The organism is Gordonia metallireducens (assembly GCF_021245825.1).
GTDB lineage: Bacteria > Actinomycetota > Actinomycetes > Mycobacteriales > Mycobacteriaceae > Gordonia > Gordonia namibiensis.
Genome location: NZ_JAJQJP010000050.1, coordinates 98,354 through 116,283, shown reverse-complemented (window position 1 = coordinate 116,283; position 17,930 = coordinate 98,354). Strand labels below are relative to the sequence as shown.

The following is a 17,930-nucleotide window of genomic DNA, read 5'->3' as shown; positions in this document are numbered from 1 at the left end:
CACCGAAAACCACGAGGAGAGTCAGCGAAACGTGTCGGAGCTGATCAGGACTCACACTGCGACACAGGCCGCGTCGAACCCGGCTCTGGTTTTCGGCAGTCGCCGCGTGTCGCGAGACGAGTTCATCGCGCGGGTCGCTGACCTGGCGCGTGAGCTCATCGCGGCCGGGGTCGGACCTGAGGTCGCGGTGGGCGTCGAGATCGAGCGATCCGTCGAACTGCTGGTCGCCGTTCACGCGATCACCGAAGCCGGCGGGCACTACGTGCCTCTCGACGGGCAGCTGCCCGACGAACGTCTGCGCTACATGGTCACCACCTCTGGTGCACGGCTGGTCCTGGTCGCGGGGGAGTCCGACGCAGCGCGGAATCGCTACGAGGGATCGGCTACGGTCCGCGTCGTCGACTGCAACGGCCCCACACCCGAAGCGGCGCCGATCACCGCCGCGGACCGGCGCTCGCCCGTCCGCGGAGAGACCGCCGCGTACACGATCTTCACGTCTGGATCGACCGGTCGACCGAAGGGCGTCACGGTCTCGCACCGCTCGGTCGCGAGCCGGCTGCGCTGGATGCGTGACTGGTACTCGCTGACAGCCGGCGACGTGTTCGTCCAGAAGACCCCGATCACTTTCGACGTGTCGGTGTGGGAACTGTTCCTGCCCATCGGTCTCGGCGCCACCCTGGTCATCGCAGAGCCGGGTCGCCATGGAGACCCTGAGTACGTCGCCGACCTCATCGCGGCAGAATCGGTGACGGTCGTACATTTCGTCCCGTCGATGCTGTCGGCGTTCACCGAGGTACTCGGCGACCGGCTCGGAGAACTCACCGCCATCCGCACGCTGTTCACCTCGGGGGAGGCGCTCACCGCGGCGGTGGCCGAACCAGTGTTGGCGGCTTTGCCCGACCTCGAGATCCACAACCTCTACGGTCCGACCGAAGCGGCCGTCGACGTCACCGCCCAGCCGGTCGTTCGCGGCGATCGGCACGTGCCCATCGGCGTCCCCGTCCCTCACACCCAGACCTACATCCTCGACTCGTCCCTGAACCCGGTTCCGGCCGGTGTCCCGGGTGAGCTGTATCTGGGCGGCGTCCAGGTCGCGCGCGGCTATGCGGCGCGATCGGACCTGACGTCCGAACGTTTCGTCGCCAACCCGTTCGGCGATCCCGGAACACGCCTCTATCGCACCGGCGATTTGGTTCGCTGGAATCGAAGCGGCGCCATCGAGTACCTCGGCCGTACCGACTTCCAGGTGAAACTACGCGGTCAGCGACTGGAGCTCGGCGAGGTCGAAGCGGCCATCGCAGCGGCCCCCGGCGTGGTGCACGCGGCCGCGTCGGTCGTGGATACCCCGGGTGGCCAGGTGCTCGCCGGGTACCTGTCGCCCGAAGACGTAGAACTCGACGCGGTCGTCCAGAGCGTCGCCGCGCGGTTACCCGAGTACATGCGGCCGGGGACGTGGGTCCGGTTGGCGTCGATGCCGCTGAACACGTCGGGGAAGGTGGACCGTCGTGCTCTGCCGGCGCCCGACCTCGGCGCCGCCGAGTACGTGGCGCCGGAGACCGCCGACGAGGAGACCGTCGCCAAGCTCTTCGCCGAACTGCTCGGTATCGATCGGGTCGGAGTCACCGATTCGTTCTTCGACCTCGGCGGCAGCTCGCTGTCGGCCACACGTATCGCGGCCCGGGTCTCCAACGAACTCGGGGTCGCCGTCTCGGTGCGTGACGTCTTCGACGCGCCCAGCGTGCGTGAACTCGTCGCCGCGGTCCGGGGTCGTGAATCCGCGCTGCCGCCGGTGCAGCGCATCGATCCGCGTCCCGAGCTCGTACCGCTGTCGTACGCGCAGCAGCGGATGTGGTTCATCAACCAGCTCGACCCGGCCAGCGGTATGTACAACATCCCGGTGGTCCTTCGGATCAGCGGTGACCTCGACGTGGTGGCCTTGCGCGTCGCGGTGGGTGACGTCGTCGCCCGGCACGAGACGCTCCGGACGACGTTCCCGGACGCCGACGGCATACCGTTCCAGTTGGTGCACGAGGTCACCGAGATCCCCGAGCATCTCGACTGGCGACACATCGGTTCGGTCGCAGACATCGAGGCCGCGGTCTCGACCGGATTCGTGCTGAACCGGGAATGGCCTGTGCGAGTGCGCGTCTGGGAGACTGCGCCGGGGGAGCACGTCGTCGCGATGGTCATGCACCACATCGCCTCCGACGGTGAGTCGTTCGCGCCGCTGGTCTCCGATCTGGTGACTGCGTACCTCGCACGTTCGACCGGTGAGGCGCCGGTGTTCGCACCGCTCGAGGTGCAATACGCCGATTACGCCTTATGGCAGCGTGAGGTGCTCGGTTCGCCGGAGGACCCGGCGTCGGTGGTCGGCCGTCAGCTCGCCTACTGGACCAAGCAGCTCGGCGGTCTGCCGGATGTGCTCGAGCTGCCGACGGATCGGCCACGCCCGCAGACCGCGACCGGCCGGGGTGCACAGACCGCCTTCGACATCCCCGTCGATATCGCCGACGGCATCGCGAGACTTGCCGCGCAACGCGGCGTCACCCCGTACATGGTCGTGCACGCGGCCCTGGCCGTGGTTCTCGCCCGGTTGTCGGGTACTGACGATCTCGCCATCGGGTCGCCGTTCGCCGGCCGTGGCCAGCGTGAACTCGAACCGCTGGTCGGCATGTTCGTCAACACTCTCGTATTGCGTTCGCGCGTCGCCGGATCCGAGACCTTCGCGGAGTTGCTCGCCGACGTCCGCGACACCGACCTGGCCGCGTTCGCGCACGCCGACGTCGCCTTCGAGTCGGTCGTCGAAGCGGTCGATCCGGTCCGTAGCGCTGCGTTCGCACCGCTGACCCAGGTGTGGCTGAGTGTCGAAGAGGGCGCCGGTCAGCAATCGGCCGAACTGCCCAACGGGCTGGTCGTCTCACCCGCCGACGAGGGCCCGACGCTCGCCAAGGTCGACCTCGGTTTCGGTGTATACACCGCGCCCGCGGGTGCACCCTGGTCGGGTTCGGTCACCTATGCGACCGATCTTTTCGACGAGTCGACGGTCCGCGCGACGGCCGACCGACTGATCCGGGTGCTGGCTGCGGCGGTCGCCGACCCCGACGTACTGGTCGGCGATATGGATCTGCTGGACCCCGTGGAGCGTTCGCAGATCGCGGACTGGTCGGGATCGGCAACCGATCGCGAGGCGGGGCTCGGGACAGGAACCATCGCCGATCTGGTGGAGAAGGTCGAGCCGTCGTTCATGCACGCCACCGCGGTGATCGACGGTGACCGCACCATCGACTACCGCGAGCTCACCGACCGCACCAATGCGCTTGCGCGACAGCTGATCAGCCTGGGCGTCGGTCCTGACGTGCCCGTGGCGATCTCGCTGCCGCGCTCGATGGAGATGGTGATCGCCTCGCACGCCGTGATCGCCGCCGGCGGTCATTTCGTCCCCGTGTCCGTCGACGCACCCGCCGAGCGGGTCCGCTACATTCTCGACGCAACCGGTGCCGACGTACTCGTGGTCTCGGCGCATGCGCGTGAGGCCGCCGACCGCGTCGAGCCGGGAAGCGTGACGATCGTCGAGGTGGACGGTTCGGCGCCCCTCACCGGCGACGCGTCGACCATCACCGATGCCGACCGCACCGCCTCGCTCCACGCCGACCACGCGATGTACACCATCTTCACCTCGGGTTCGACGGGTAAGCCGAAGGGCGTCACCGTGTCTCACCGTGCGGCGATGGCGATGTTGCATGCCGATCACCTCGACCACGAATTCACCCCGGCCGACGTGATCCTGGCGGTGCTCGACTTCACCTTCGACCCGTCGGTGCTCGACCTGTTCCGTCCGGTCATCAGTCAGGGCACGCTCGTCATCGTCGGACAAGGTCAGCAACGCGACCCATGGGCGTTGCGGGACTACGTCATCCGGCATCGCGTCACCTCGATCATGATGGTGCCGTCCATGCTCTCGCTGGTGCTCGGCGAGCTGTCCGACGACGACTTCGCGGCGATGCGATCGGTGCGGACCGTGCAGCTCGGCGGCGAGGCGCTGCCTCCCGCCCTCGCCGACGCCATGCACCGGGTGTGGCCACAGGCCACCCTCCACAACCAGTACGGGCCCACCGAGACCGTCATCTACTCGACGATCGCCGAGGTCGGATCGGGACTGTCGACGGTGCCCATCGGCGCCCCGACCCCGCATGCCACCGCCCAGATCCTCGACTCGCGACTGCATCCGGTGCCGGTCGGCGTACCCGGCGAGCTGTACCTCGGCGGTATTCAGATAGCCCGCGGGTACATCGGCCGCCCGGGTCTGACCGCCGAACGATTCGTCGCGGACCCGAGCGGACCAGCCGGATCGCGCATGTACCGGACCGGCGACATAGTGCGTTGGCGCGCCGACGGTCAGATCGAATACCTCGGACGTGTCGACTTCCAGGTCAAACTCCGTGGCCAGCGAATCGAACTCGGCGAGATCGAGTCGGTGATCGCATCCACGCCAGGTGTCCGCGAGGTCGTCGTCACAGTCCTCGAGACCCCAACCGGCGCACAGAGTCTCGTCGCCTATGTCACCGCCGACGCCGACGTCACGGTGACCGCACTGCGTGACCACGCCGCCGAGCGGCTGCTCCCGTTCATGCGCCCGGGCGTGTGGACGCTGCTCGACGATATGCCGGTCAACGCGGCCGGCAAGGTCGATCGGGAGCGCTTGCCCGCACCGGATTTCGGCGGAGTCGACGTCGTCGCACCGGTCGGTGCCGACGAAGAAGCGGTCGCCGCGGTCTTCGCCGACATCCTCGGCATCGAGCAGGTCAGCGTCACCGAGTCCTTCTTCGATCTCGGCGGTACGTCCCTCAACGCGGCCCGATTGGCAGCGCGCGTGTCGGCTGCACTGGATGCCGAAGTCCGTGTCCGGGACGTGTTCGACGCGCCTTCCGTCCGTGAACTGGTCGAGGCCGTCGCGGGACGCAGCCCTGCGCTGCCGCCGATCGTTGCCGTCGAACCGCGGCCCGACCGGGTGCCGTTGTCGTTCGCGCAGCAGCGGATGTGGTTCATCAACCGGTTCGAACCTGGCAATGCCACATACAACCTGCCGAACGTACTGCGACTGTCCGGACCTCTGGACGTGTCCGCACTCCGAGCCGCCTTCATCGACCTCGCGATGCGACACGAGGTGCTTCGGACCACGTTCCCCGCCGTCGACGGTGTGCCATACCAGGAGGTCGCCGACGCTCAGGAGGTGGCCGCCCGCTTCGACTGGGGCACCGCGGAGTCGATGGCAGACATCCAGGCCGCGGTCACCACCGAGTTCGACCTCGCCGTCGACTGGCCGATCCGGGTCCGGCTGTGGCCGGTGGGTACCGACGAGCATGTGCTCGCGATCGTGATCCATCACATCGCTGCCGACGGTGAGTCCCTGCGTCCGCTGATCTCCGATCTGGCGGCCGCGTATAGTGCTCGACACGAGGGCTTCGCGCCTGAATTCGCGCCGCTCGGAGTGCAATTCGCGGATTTCGCGATCTGGCAGCACGAGGTCCTCGGTTCACCCGACGATGCCGGGTCGGTCATCGGCAAGCAACTCGGATACTGGCGCGAGGCACTCGCCGGGATGCCCGACGTGCTCGAACTGCCCTACGACCGGCCGCGGCCCAGAGTCGCCTCCGGCCGGGGCGGGGCCACTGCGTTCACCATCCCGGAGAATCTGGCCCGCCGCATCGGCGACGTCGCCACCCGCACCGGTGCGACGCCGTTCATGGTGCTCGACGCCGCGCTGGCAACGCTGCTCGCGCGGATGTCGGCGACCGATGACGTCGCCATCGCCACCCCGGTTGCCGGCCGCGGCCGGCCCGAACTCGACCCGCTGATCGGCATGTTCGTCAACACGCTGGTCCTGCGGTCGAAGATCGACCTCGGTGAGTCCTTCGTCGATGTCGTCTCCCGGACCCGCACCACCGCGCTGGGGGCCTTCGAGAACGCCGACGTCCCGTTCGAGACCGTGGTGGACGCGGTGAACCCGGTGCGCAGCGAGGCTTTCGCGCCGCTGGCCCAGGTGATGCTCACCCTCGACCCGGGTGGAGCCGCGCGGTCGACCGGTTTTCCGGTGGGTGACCTGGTGTTCTCCGGTGTCGAGATCGACAGCCGGCCGGCGCAGGTGGATCTGACGTTCATGGTCAATTCGGCGCCCACCGGTGACTGGCAGGGCGCGGTCGTATTCGCCGTCGATCTGTTCGACGAGTCGACGGTGCACACCCTGGCCACCCGCTTCGTCACGCTGCTCGATGAGCTCACCGACGACGTGCACGTGCCGGTCGGAGACGTCTCGATCCTCGGGGCCGACGAGGCAGCGGTGATCACCGCAGGGCAGCAGGGCCTCACCAGGCCGTTGCCGACCGAGGACCTGGCGTCCGCGCTCGCCGCCAGTGTCGCCGCGTACCCCGGTCGCGAAGCGCTCGTGTTCCGGGACCGGAGTGTCACCTACAGCGAACTGGGCGCACGGGTGAACACCTTGGCCCGGCAGCTGATCGCTGCCGGTGTCGGCCCGGATGTCGCTGTGGCCGTGTGCATCCCACGGTCGGTGGAGCTGCTGGTCGCGATTCATGCGATCGTCACCGCCGGCGGACAGTACGTTCCCGTCGACACCGCCGCACCGGTCGACCGAGCCGAGTACATGGTCGAGACGTCAGGTGCGACCGTCGCACTGGTACATGCCGGACTGCCCGTCCCCGAGCCGATCTCCGGGCTCGGCGACAAGGTCAGGGTCATCGCGGTCGACGCGTCGGCTCCGATCGAGGGTTCTGTCGCGCCGCTCACCGACACCGAACGGCGTGGTCGACTGCGTCCACAGCATGCCGCGTACACGATCTTCACCTCCGGTTCGACCGGTCGGCCCAAGGGGGTGACCTTGCCGCACGACGCCGTCGTCAACCGGTTGCGTTGGGGTCTGGACGAATTGCCCATCGGTGCCGACGACATGGTGGTCCTCAAGACGCCCTACACCTTCGACTGCTCGGTCGCGGAACTGTTCGGTCCGCTGATGCAGGGTTCGCGGCTGCTGATCGCCGAACCCGACGGCCATCTCAACCCGCCGTACCTGGCCGATCTGATCGCCGACACCGGCGCGACGATGGTTCACTTCGTGCCGTCGATGCTGTCGGTGTTCCTCGAGCTCGCCGGTCCGGAACGGTTGGCGCGGCTCGACTGTCTGCGGATCGTCTCGACGACGGGCGAAGCCCTACCGCCGGCAGTGGCCGCCGAAACCCGTGCCGCGATACCGGATGCGTTGTTGTACAACCTGTACGGTCCGACCGAAGCCGCCGTCGAGATCACCTATCAGCAGCTCGATGAAATCGGTGACACCGTTCCCATCGGTGTGCCGGTGTGGAATTCGACGGCCTACGTACTCGACGGACGCCTGAACCAGGTGCCGGCCGGGGTGCCCGGCGAGCTCTACGTCGGCGGTGTCCAGTTGGCGCGTGGCTACGCCGCACGACCCGATCTCACCGCTGATCGTTTTCTCGCGGATCCGTTCGGCGAGCCCGGCGCGCGGATGTACCGCACCGGTGACCTGGTGCGCCGCAACGCTTCCGGTGAGCTGGAGTACCTGGGCCGAACGGACTTCCAGGTGAAGCTCCGCGGCCAGCGGATCGAGCTCGGTGAGATCGAGGCCGCGATCGCACAGGCGCCCGGCGTCGTGCACACCGCGGTGACCGTCGCTCAGGCCCCGGACGGTGGCGAACACCTCGTTGCCTATGTGTCCGGCGCACCCGGCGAGACGGTTGATGTCGATGCGATCAAGGCCACCATCGCGACACCGCTGCCCGAGTACATGCGCCCGACGGTGTGGATGGTGCTGGACGAGATCCCGCTCAACAACGCGGGCAAGCTCGATCGGAAGTCCTTGCCCGCGCCCGAGTTCACCTCGAGTGAGTATGTGGCGCCGGAAACGGACGACGAGGCACGGGTCGCGGAGGTCTTCGCGGAGGTGCTCGGTGTCGACCGGATCGGCGTCACCGACAGCTTCTTCGACATGGGTGGCAACTCGCTCTCGGCAATGCGACTGGCCTCGCGGGCGGGGGTGGCCCTCGGTGCGGACATCTCGGTCCGCGACGTCTTCGACGCGCCCAGCGTCCGTGAACTGGTTGCCGCAGCCGCTACCGGAGGACGCGGCCTGCCGCCGATCGTCGCGGTCGAGCCGCGGCCCGAAACCGTTCCACTGTCCTTCGCACAGCAGCGGATGTGGTTCATCAACCAGTTCGACTGGAAGTCACCGGCATACAACATCCCGGCAGTCTTGCGACTGACCGGACCGTTGGACATCGGTGCGCTGCGTAAGGCCGTGGAAGACGTCGTCGTGCGGCACGAATCCCTGCGCACCACTTTCCCCTCGATCGAGGGGCGGCCGGTGCAGCGCATTCATCCCGCCGCAGACGTTGCCGACCGACTGGACTGGGCCGAGGCCCCTGACCAGGCCGCTCTCGAGCGGGACGTGGCCACCGGGTTCGAGGTCACCAAGCAGTGGCCGATACGCGCGCGGTGGTTGCGCATCTCTGACCATGAGTACCTGTTCGCGCTGGTTGTGCACCACATCGCCGCCGACGGCGAGTCGGTCACCCCGCTGGTGACCGATCTGGTGGGCGCCTACGTCGCGCGGAGTGCCGATGCGGTGCCCGAGTTCGCGCCTATGCCGGTGCAGTACGCCGATTACGCGCTCTGGCAACACGAGGTCCTCGGTTCGCCCGATGACCCGACCACGGTCCTCGGGTCACAACTGGCGTACTGGCGTGAGCGTCTGGCCGGACTGCCGGATGTTGTCGACCTGCCCGCCGACCGGCCGCGTCCGGCGACCGCGTCGGGTGTCGGCGCCACCGTCGACGTGCAGATCCCGGCCGGCGTCGCCGACCGGATCTCGGTCGTCGCGCAGGACAACAGGGTGACCGACTTCATGGTCGTCCACGCCGCGTTGGCGACGCTTGTCGCGAGGCTCTCCGGGACCGACGACATCGCGATCGGCACGCCGATCGCCGGCCGCGGACAGGAAGAACTCGAGCGGGTCGTCGGCATGTTCGTCAACACGCTCGTGCTGCGGACGCAGGTCTCGCCTGCGAAGTCGTTCGGCGAGGTGCTGTCGCAGGTCAAGGCCGTCGACGTCGAGGCATTCGCGCACGCCGACGTGCCGTTCGAGACCGTCGTCGACGCGCTCAAACCGGCACGGTCAGGCGCGTTCGCGCCCCTCAGTCAGGTCTGGCTCACGTTCGATCAGGCAGCCGGCGGTGTTCCCGGTGCCGGCGATCTGCCCTCCGGATCGGTGGGTGATCTCGTGATCGCTCCGTTGCCGCTCCCGGCCACGCCGGCCAAGGTCGACCTCCTGGTGAGCGTCGCGGCGGCGCCGGAAGCCGGTGAGCCGTGGCGCGCCACGCTCACCTATGCCACCGACTTGTTCGACGAGTCGACGGCAGAGCGGTTCGGTGACTGGCTGGTCGAACTGCTCGACGCCTTGACGACCCGAACCGACGTGCCGGTCGGTGATGCCCTGTTCCTCGACGACGCTGCGATCAGCCGACTGACGTCCGTCTCCGGTGGTCGTGGTGCGCAACCCGAGCTGCTCGCCGAGACCTTCGAGCGTGCTGCTCGTTCCTGGCCTCAGGCGGTGGCCGTCGTCGACGCGACCGGCAAGTCGCTCACCTACGAGGAACTGGACGCGCGGTCGAATCGATTGGCGCGCTGGCTCGTCGGCCGCGGCATCGGTCCGGAATCCCTGGTGGCCCTGGCGATCGCGCGATCGGTGGAGCTGCTCACCGCCATCTGGGCGGTCGCCAAGACCGGCGGCGGCTACGTGCCGATCGACCCCGACTATCCGGCCGAGCGGGTCGCGAACATGGTCGAGGACTCCGGCGCCGTGCTCGGCCTCTCGACCGACGCCGCCGGGCCGCTGCCCGACGAGGGATTCGAGTGGCATCGTCTCGCCGGCCTGGACCTCGCGGCCTTCACCGCGGCGCCGTTGACGGACGCCGAACGTCTCGCCCCGGCTCGCATCGACAACACGGCGTACGTCATCTACACCTCGGGTTCGACCGGCCGGCCGAAGGGCGTGTCCGTCAGCCACTCCGGCCTCGCCAACTTCGCGCGCGAGGAGATGCGGCGCGGGTCGGTGTCCGGCCCGGCTCGGGTGCTGGGTTTCGCGTCGCCGAGCTTCGACGCCTCGGTCCTCGAGTATCTGCTCGCCACCGCGAGTGGAGGACTCATCGCCTACCGCCCCGGCGACGCCGTGGGTGGAGAAGCGCTGCAGCAGTTCATGATCGAGCACGGTGTGACCCACACATTCCTGACGCCGACGGTCCTGTCGACGCTTGATCCCGCAGCACTCGAAACCCTCGAGCTCGTCTACGTCGGTGGTGAGGCGGTTCCGCAGGCGCTCAAGGACGAGTGGTCGACGGTCCGACGGATCCAGAACCTGTACGGACCCACCGAGACCACCATCGGCATCACCATCAGTGAGCCGATGAAGCCGGGTGACCCGGTCCTGCTCGGCGGACCGCTGGCGGGCCTCGGTCTGCAGGTCCTCGACAGTCGCCTGCATCCGGTCCCCGTCGGGGTTCCCGGCGAGTTGTACGTCACCGGCCTGCCGCTCTCGCGCGGTTATCTGAACCGGCCCGGACTGACCGCTGAACGGTTCGTCGTCGATCCGTTCGGGCACAACGGTTCCCGGATGTACCGCACCGGCGACGTGGTGCGCTGGCAGCGGTCCGCCGACGGTGCACTCTCACTCGCCTATTCGGGACGTACCGACGACCAGGTCAAACTGCGCGGTCTCCGGATCGAACTCGGTGAGATCGAATCCGCACTCACCGCGCACCCCGCGGTCGACTCCGCGGTCGTCATCGGCGTGGGCGGCGCGGTCGCGTCGTCCCTGGCCGCCTACGTGGTGACCACCGGGGACGTCGCCGACGAAGAGCTCCGCGAGTTCATCGGCCGGCGACTCCCGTCCTTCATGGTCCCGGCAACCCTGACGCGTCTCGATGCGTTGCCCATGACGCCCGTCGGCAAGCTCGACAAGGCCGCCCTGCCCGAGCCGGTGGTGGTGACCGCAGACCACGTCGAACCCGAAACGAAGAACGAAAGGGTCATCGCGGAGGTCTTCGCCGAAATCCTGGGTATCGAACGCGTGTCGGCAACCGAGTCGTTCTTCGACCTCGGTGGAAACTCGCTGTCGGCGACCCAGGTCGTGGCGCGGGTGCACGACCATGGCCTTCCGCTCGAACTCCGTTGGCTGTTCAGCGATCCCACCGTCCGTGAGTTGGCCCGACGCATCGACGAGGGCGGTGCACGCGGGAACGACGTGCTGATTACCCTGCGCGGCGACGGCGCCCGGCCGCCGCTGTTCTGTGTGCATCCGGCCGGCGGCCTCGCCTGGTTCTACGGTGGTTTCGCGCCGTACATCTCCGATCGGCCGATCTACGGCCTGCAGGATCCTCACGTCGTCAACGGTGAGGACTCTGCGACCGACGCGCACGAACTCGCCGCGCGTTATGTCGAGGAGATCCGCCGGGTGCAGCCCGAAGGCCCGTACCACCTGCTCGGGTGGTCGATCGGCGGGATCATCGCTCATGCGATGGCCACACGCCTGCAGGCGGTCGGTGAACGCGTCGCCTACCTCGGCATCATGGATACCACACCGGCGGTCGACGGGGAGGTCCCCGCAGCGGTCGTCGAGGAGGAGTCCGCGACGAACCCGGACCACGCCGCCGACATCCTGGGCGGCTGGCGCGATCTGTTCGATCTCGACGACGCGGTGAAGGCGGAGAGTGCGGAAGAGGTCGCCGACATCGTGCGGACGCAGATCGCCGGGATGGGTTTGCTCGCCGAGGACGTCGTCGACCGCGTGATGGACAGCTTCGCCGTGTCCGCGGACATGCTGTTGGCCTACCGCCCGCAGCAGTACGTCGGCTCGGTCCAGGTCTTCACCGCGACGAATGACAAGGAGAACCCGGCCGCGATCCCCGAGGGGTGGCGAGAACATGTGTCCGGAACCATCGACAACACCGACGTCCCGACTCATCACCTGGGCATGACCGATGCCGCCTCGCTCGCCATCATCGGGCCGAGGGTGGAGCAGGCGCTGTCCGCCACAGGTGAACAGAGTGGCGATTCGCCCGACAAACCTTTGTGACCTATTGCCGGACAGGACGATCGGACCGAGGACAACAGGAAAGAGGAGACACGCATGACCAACCCCTTCGACGACGAGAACGGCCGCTTCTTCGTGCTGGTCAACGAAGAGAACCAGCACTCGCTGTGGCCGACCTTCGCCGACATCCCGGCGGGCTGGACCAAGGTGTTCGGAGAGGACAGCCGTGAGGCCTGCCTCAAGTACGTCGAGGAGAACTGGACGGACCTGCGTCCGAAAAGTCTGATCGACGCCATGAACGCCGATTCGGCCGGTTCCGACTCGTGACCCCCGTGACCTGAGGCCGTTCCGCCGGGAGATGCGACACAAGGCCGAGGAGTATCTGCTCGACCAGCTGGGGACCTACGAGGACGCCGGTCTCTATGGCGCGGTGGTGAAGGCGGAGGCCAACGTGCGGAATTCCGTCGCGCTGACCAGCACCCGATCGGCCCGGTGATTCGCCGGACCGATCGGGCCGAACATCACCTACTCCCGCGGCGGGCTTCGTACCCGGAATGTCGCTCGTCCGTGTGCACCTTCGGTGTTCGTGGTGGACGCGGCGCCGCAATGCCTACCATTGAGTTTGTCCATGTTCTGAACCGACCTCGGTTGGTTCCCAACGATAGGTACCACGATGACGAATCCATTCGACGACGAGGACGGCCGTTTCTACGTACTCGTCAACGACGAGAACCAGCACTCGCTGTGGCCGACCTTCGCCGACATCCCGGCGGGCTGGACCAAGGTGTTCGGCGAGGACAGCCGCGCCGCGTGCCTGGAGTACGTCGAACAGAATTGGACCGACCTCCGGCCGAAGAGCCTCATCGAGGCGATGGCGGCAGACGAAGCGGGCGAAACCGCCGACTGACTGACGTGAACACCGGGTGGTTCGCTGAGCCCGAGCGAGCGTGACCCGACCTGACGGTCTGTTCCACCGACCTTCCGAGGAGCTTCGCCCATGAAACTCAGCGTCGTCGTGCCGGCCTACAACGAGGAGCACGAACTCGGTGCGTGCCTGGACCATCTCCTGGCTCAGACGCTCCCGATCGACGAGGTCATCGTCGTGGACAACTGCTCGACCGATCGGACCGGGGAAATCGCGCGTGATTATGCGCGACAGCACCCCGGGGTCCGGGCGCTGACCGAGGAACGGCGCGGGGTCGCCTGGGCGCGTGACAAGGGGTTCGACAACGCGACCGGGGACATCATCGGTCGAGTCGACGCGGACGCGCGGGCGCGCCGAGACTGGTCGAGCGTCGTGATGCGCTTCTTCACCGATGAGTCGAATGCCGAGTGGGATGTCATCGGCGGATTTCCCCTTATGGCCGACGCTCCCGGCTGGCGCAAGCAGGAGGAAAAGCTCGAGAAGCTGGCCGCCGACAAGGGTGGCCGGGAGACGAACGGCGTCATCGGGCAATGCTTTGCCATGCGTCGCTCCTGCTGGGAAGCCATTCGGGGATTCCTCCTGTCAGAGCGTCACGACATCCACGAGGATCACGACATGTCCGCAGCCGTCCGTCAGTCGGGTAGGCGGCTGTGGCTGAGTTACGGTCTCATCGTCGAGGGCTCGTCGCGGCGCTTCCGGGTGCCGCCGTGGCGGAATGTCGGATACGCCCTGGGAGGGTCTCGGGCCGCGTGGGCGCGACGTGACTGGAAGGTGTTCGCGCAACAGACCTTCCTCGTGCTGCCGTTCGCCTCTGTCTACCTCTGTGTCCTGTGGGTGAGATTGCGGGGATGGGATCCTGAGACGGAACGATGGAGTGCGAGACGTTTGTGGGACGAGCGACGAGAGGCCGTCCGGGTATCACCCGTTCTCGAGTGAACCCATGGAGGCCGACAAGGCCGCCGGATCCTGATCCGGTTTGTCCGGAATCGACCTACCGGAATATCGGGACGATTCCGCGCGAATAACAACTTAACGAAACAAGAGTGATGAACTGCCGTAACTGGCGTCGCAGCAGTAACATGGAGTCACATTCTCCACGCAGAACCGCTTGTGGAATGTGCCACAGATGCTGAAGCAAGAGTCCCCATATTTCGTGGGGTAGGGCACACTGTGTTGAAGGGCCGCAACGTACCAATGTCTGGGGAGGCAGGGACGCCGCGGTCACGCCATTATGGGCGGGGGGGAAGGTAGTCACTCATGAACGATCTAGTGCACGACATCCAGGATCGTGGCGCGATAACGCCGAAGCTGACCGCAGTTCGGTTGGGCGACAAGGCACTCACCTACGGTGAGCTCGCACATCGAATCGACGAATACGATCATGTGTGTTCCGCGCATGGCATGTCTCAGGCCGCGGCGTTCTACGCCGCCCTGATGAACTGCCTGCCGACGCTGGGCGAAGTCCAGCCGCTGGAGGCGCGAATGCAGGTCATCGGCGAGGTCGAGGCGTGGCTCGGGCGCGGGCGCGGGGCGGTTGCGCCGGCGCGCACACATCTTCGCGCGGTGAGCTAGCCGCCGAACTCAATACTCTGACTCGAGACCTGCCCGGTACATCCGGGCAGGTCTCGACGTCTTTGTGAGGACACTGGATTCGCCGAGAAAGCAATCGTCGGAGGGTCAGAGACCGAAGACCAACGCCAAGAGCAGCAGAATCGGCCCGCCGACGACGACGCTGCCGACACCGCACACGATTCCGGTGACGGCCCGGCCGGTTCCCTTGCGGTTCATCGGTGCCCGGTTGACCTGCTTGATGCCGACGATCCCCGAGACGATGGCGACCATGCCGAGGATCGCGCCGAGTCCGAGGGCGAGGGTCATGGGAACCGCGATCAGACCAGTGGTCAGCGCCAGCGATGCGGCGGGTGCGACCGTACGCCGCGCCGCGGGCGGCGAATACGGCAACGGCCGGACGATCGGGGCCGGCTGTGAACCGACGAGGGGCACCGGCCGGCCGTCCGAGAGCCGAGCGGGTGCGGACGAAGTGGAGCCGAGAACGGGACTCTGCTCGACGGAGTTCTGCAGGCCCCAGAAGTCGCCCACCGGTGGGAGGGCGGCGTGATCTTCCGGCGCCGGGCGGAGACGGGTCTCGACACGCGTGGCGGGTCGTGGGGCGGGACCAGGTGTCGAGTGTCCGGCAGGAGGTGTGGCCTCTACTGCGGCGTCCGGCACGACCGGGAGTGAATTGTCGTCGAGATCGTTGACCGCGGGCCATCGCTCATGACGTTCGGTGATCGCCGGTGAGAACGGCTGGGTGGGAATGTCGACGCGCACGGCACCTCCTCGCTCGCCGGCTCGCGGGACGGGCCGTACCCGGGCGAGTCTAACCGGCGACGAGGAGGTGCCGGCCGGTGTCAGTGGTCGGTCGCCATCCCGGCGAGCTGGGTCACGGCGTCGGCGCTGAGCTTCCAGCCACCGTCGGCGTCGACGTAGGTGAGCTTGATGTCGACCGGCGCCGGGGCATGCGGGCTGGCGACGGCCACCGTGGCGACGGCCTTCTTGTCGCCGTCCTTCGAGACGTCCTTCACGGTGTAGACCTCGGGGGTGTAACCGGCGGCCGACGAACCCTTTGCGAAGGCGATGACCGCGGCCTTGGTGGCAGGGTCCGAGGTGTCGACGACCGTGTCGATCTCATCGGCAGGGGTTGCCGGGTCGACGGCCTTGCGCAGGATGTCCTGGGCCTTCGAGTCGCTGAGGCCGGTGACCTCGTCGATCGCGTCGCCGGCGGCGGTGGAGACCTCGGATGCGGCGGTCTCGACTGCGGTCGACACCTTGCTCGTGGCCTCGTCCACGTCCTCGGAGGAGCAGGCGGTGGCGACGAACAGCGCGGACCCGGCCAGGGCGATGGCGGCGACGGACTTCCGGATCTTCATTGATTCCCCTTCATGCGACGCCTCCGCGGTCGGTACCGCGGAGTAGTAAGCCAACACTAACCCAGCGATTGGGCGGAATTAATCGGACCGCGGTCCGGTTATGGTGTTCGAGGCTGCGAGGGCAGCGCGATCGGCACGCAACGGAAGGCGCGACATGCAGTTCGGAATCTTCAGTGTCAGCGACATCACGACGGACCCCACCACGGGCCGGACGCCCACCGAGAACGAACGGATCAAGGCGATCGTCGAGATCGCCAAGAAGGCCGAGGACATCGGCCTCGACGTGTTCGCCCTCGGTGAGCACCACAACGAGCCGTTCTTCTCGTCCTCGCCGACGACGACCCTCGCCTACATCGCGGCGCAGACGGAACGACTGCAGCTCAGTACCGCGACCACGCTCATCACCACCAACGACCCGGTGAAGATCGCCGAGGACTTCGCCATGCTGCAGCACCTCGCCGACGGGCGCGTCGACCTGATGCTCGGGCGCGGGAACACCGGACCGGTCTATCCGTGGTTCGGCCAGGATATCCGGCAGGGCATCCCGCTCGCGATCGAGAACTACCACCTCCTTCACCGGCTGTGGACCGAGGACGTGGTCGACTGGGAGGGAAAGTTCAGGACGCCCCTCACGTCGTTCACCTCGACCCCGCGCCCGCTCGACGGCGTGGCCCCGTTCGTGTGGCATGGGTCGATCCGTAGTCCGGAGATCGCCGAGCAGGCCGCGTACTACGGCGACGGTTTCTTCGCCAACAACATCTTCTGGCCCAAGGAGCACTTCCAGCGGCTGATCGCCTTCTACCGGGAGCGCTACGAGCACCACGGCCATGGCAAGGCCCACCAGGCCATCGTCGGCCTGGGCGGCCAGTTCTTCATCCGGCCGCGGTCCCAGGATGCGGTGCGGGAGTTCCGGCCGTACTTCGACAACGCGCCCGTCTACGGTCACGGCCCGTCGCTGGAGGACTTCACCTCCCAGACGCCGCTGACGGTGGGCAGCCCGGCCGAATTCGTCGACAAGACACTGTCGTTCCGCGAGAGTTTCGGGGACTACCAGCGACAGTTGTTCCTCGTCGACCATGCGGGACTGCCGTTGAAGGTCGTCCTCGAGCAGCTCGACCTGCTCGGCGAGGTCCTGCCCGAGCTACGCGAGGGGTTCGCTCAGGGCAGGCCCGCCGACGTCCCGGACGCGCCGACCCACGCCTCGCAGGTGGCCGCCCGCCGCGAGGCCGAGAAGATCGAGGTGCGGTCATGAACGGGGGTGCGGTGCGCCTCGTGGCGGTGAACGGCGGGCTCTCCGAACCGTCGTCGACGCGGATGTTGATCGACCGGATGACGGCGGCGGTGACCGACGCCCTCGGCGAGCGGGAGGTCGCCGTCGAGGTCGATGTGATCGACCTGCGCGGTCTGGCCGTCGACCTCGGCCGCGCCATGACCGTCGGGTTCGCCTCCGGACAGGCCCGCGCCGCTCTCGACGCCGTGGAATCCGCGGCCGCGTTGATCGTGGCGTCCCCGGTCTTCAACGCCTCCTACAGCGGACTGTTCAAGATGTTCTTCGACCTGGTCGACGTGGACGCGATGGTCGGCAAACCCGTGCTCGTCGCCGCCGCCGGCGGTAGCCCGCGGCACTCCATGGTCCTCGATCACGCGCTGCGCCCGCTGTTCTCCTACCTGCGAACCGTGGTCGTGCCGACCGGGGTCTACGCCGCATCGGAGGACTGGGCAGGCGCCGAGTCGGCCGGCGGTCTGAGCCGTCGAATCGACCGTGCGGCAAACGAACTCGCGGGACTCGTCGAGCCACGAGCCACGAGTCGCCCCGCGTCGAACACCCGGACCCGGGCCGACGACGTGCGACACGACGCGCGCGGTACGGGGCCCGACGTGCGGCAGCAGGCGATCGAGGCGGCGGGCATCGCCAACTTCGCCCGGTTGCTCGGCCCTTCGTGATGGCCCTCCCCGGGAG

10 protein-coding genes are annotated in these 17,930 nt (G+C 67.6%); 8 read left to right on the top strand and 2 right to left on the bottom strand.

The features are described from left to right. The first annotated feature begins 106 nt into the window (after nt 1-106). The 6 genes from LQD00_RS19505 to LQD00_RS19480 all read left to right on the top strand — a co-directional run bounded on the left by LQD00_RS19505 (nt 107) and on the right by LQD00_RS19480 (nt 14,612). Nucleotides 107-12,157, top strand: coding sequence for a non-ribosomal peptide synthetase (locus LQD00_RS19505; RefSeq protein WP_232718934.1), 12,051 nt, complete (start codon nt 107-109; stop codon nt 12,155-12,157). A gap of 54 nt (nt 12,158-12,211) precedes the next feature. Then, nucleotides 12,212-12,442, top strand: a complete 231-nt coding sequence (locus LQD00_RS19500; RefSeq protein WP_232718932.1) for an MbtH family protein — start codon at nt 12,212-12,214, stop codon at nt 12,440-12,442. A 31-nt stretch (nt 12,443-12,473) separates the two neighbouring features. Continuing rightward, on the top strand, nt 12,474-12,611 hold the full coding sequence (locus LQD00_RS19495) for a hypothetical protein (RefSeq protein ID WP_232718931.1): 138 nt from the start codon (nt 12,474-12,476) through the stop codon (nt 12,609-12,611). A 177-nt stretch (nt 12,612-12,788) separates the two neighbouring features. Then, nucleotides 12,789-13,022, top strand: a complete 234-nt coding sequence (locus LQD00_RS19490) for an MbtH family protein (RefSeq protein WP_232718930.1) — start codon at nt 12,789-12,791, stop codon at nt 13,020-13,022. A gap of 90 nt (nt 13,023-13,112) precedes the next feature. After that, nucleotides 13,113-13,976 carry a glycosyltransferase gene (locus LQD00_RS19485; RefSeq protein ID WP_232718929.1) on the top strand — a complete coding sequence of 288 codons (864 nt, stop codon included), beginning with the start codon at nt 13,113-13,115 and terminating at the stop codon, nt 13,974-13,976. 321 nt (nt 13,977-14,297) lie between these two features. Further along, nucleotides 14,298-14,612: a hypothetical protein gene (locus tag LQD00_RS19480; RefSeq protein WP_232718927.1), complete on the top strand. Its 315-nt coding sequence runs from the start codon at nt 14,298-14,300 to the stop codon at nt 14,610-14,612. Nucleotides 14,613-14,717: 105 nt separating this feature from the next. On the opposite strand, the gene LQD00_RS19475 is transcribed toward LQD00_RS19480, so the two are convergent. Together LQD00_RS19475 and LQD00_RS19470 are read right to left on the bottom strand one after the other, a co-directional pair. Continuing rightward, nucleotides 14,718-15,371, bottom strand: a complete 654-nt coding sequence (locus tag LQD00_RS19475) for a DUF4190 domain-containing protein (protein ID WP_232718925.1) — start codon at nt 15,369-15,371, stop codon at nt 14,718-14,720. Nucleotides 15,372-15,451: 80 nt separating this feature from the next. Next, on the bottom strand, nt 15,452-15,970 hold the full coding sequence (locus tag LQD00_RS19470; RefSeq protein WP_232718924.1) for a DUF4878 domain-containing protein: 519 nt from the start codon (nt 15,968-15,970) through the stop codon (nt 15,452-15,454). 154 nt (nt 15,971-16,124) lie between these two features. Here LQD00_RS19470 and LQD00_RS19465 point away from each other — a divergent pair, with 154 nt between their 5' ends. Then, nucleotides 16,125-17,222 (top strand): LLM class flavin-dependent oxidoreductase, encoded by a 1,098-nt coding sequence (locus LQD00_RS19465; RefSeq protein WP_232718922.1) that lies wholly within the window; start codon nt 16,125-16,127, stop codon nt 17,220-17,222. Further along, nucleotides 17,219-17,914: an FMN reductase gene (locus LQD00_RS19460; RefSeq protein ID WP_232718920.1), complete on the top strand. Its 696-nt coding sequence runs from the start codon at nt 17,219-17,221 to the stop codon at nt 17,912-17,914. Before LQD00_RS19465 ends, LQD00_RS19460 begins: the two co-directional genes overlap by 4 nt. Nucleotides 17,915-17,930 lie beyond the last annotated feature (16 nt).

Coding starts and splice junctions, on each gene's coding strand:
- LQD00_RS19500 (WP_232718932.1), top strand. CDS start 12,212: ATGACCAACCCCTTCGACGACGAGAACGGCCGCTTCTTCGTGCTGGTC.
- LQD00_RS19495 (WP_232718931.1), top strand. CDS start 12,474: ATGCGACACAAGGCCGAGGAGTATCTGCTCGACCAGCTGGGGACCTAC.
- LQD00_RS19490 (WP_232718930.1), top strand. CDS start 12,789: ATGACGAATCCATTCGACGACGAGGACGGCCGTTTCTACGTACTCGTC.
- LQD00_RS19485 (WP_232718929.1), top strand. CDS start 13,113: ATGAAACTCAGCGTCGTCGTGCCGGCCTACAACGAGGAGCACGAACTC.
- LQD00_RS19480 (WP_232718927.1), top strand. CDS start 14,298: ATGAACGATCTAGTGCACGACATCCAGGATCGTGGCGCGATAACGCCG.
- LQD00_RS19470 (WP_232718924.1), bottom strand. CDS start 15,970: ATGAAGATCCGGAAGTCCGTCGCCGCCATCGCCCTGGCCGGGTCCGCG.
- LQD00_RS19465 (WP_232718922.1), top strand. CDS start 16,125: ATGCAGTTCGGAATCTTCAGTGTCAGCGACATCACGACGGACCCCACC.
- LQD00_RS19460 (WP_232718920.1), top strand. CDS start 17,219: ATGAACGGGGGTGCGGTGCGCCTCGTGGCGGTGAACGGCGGGCTCTCC.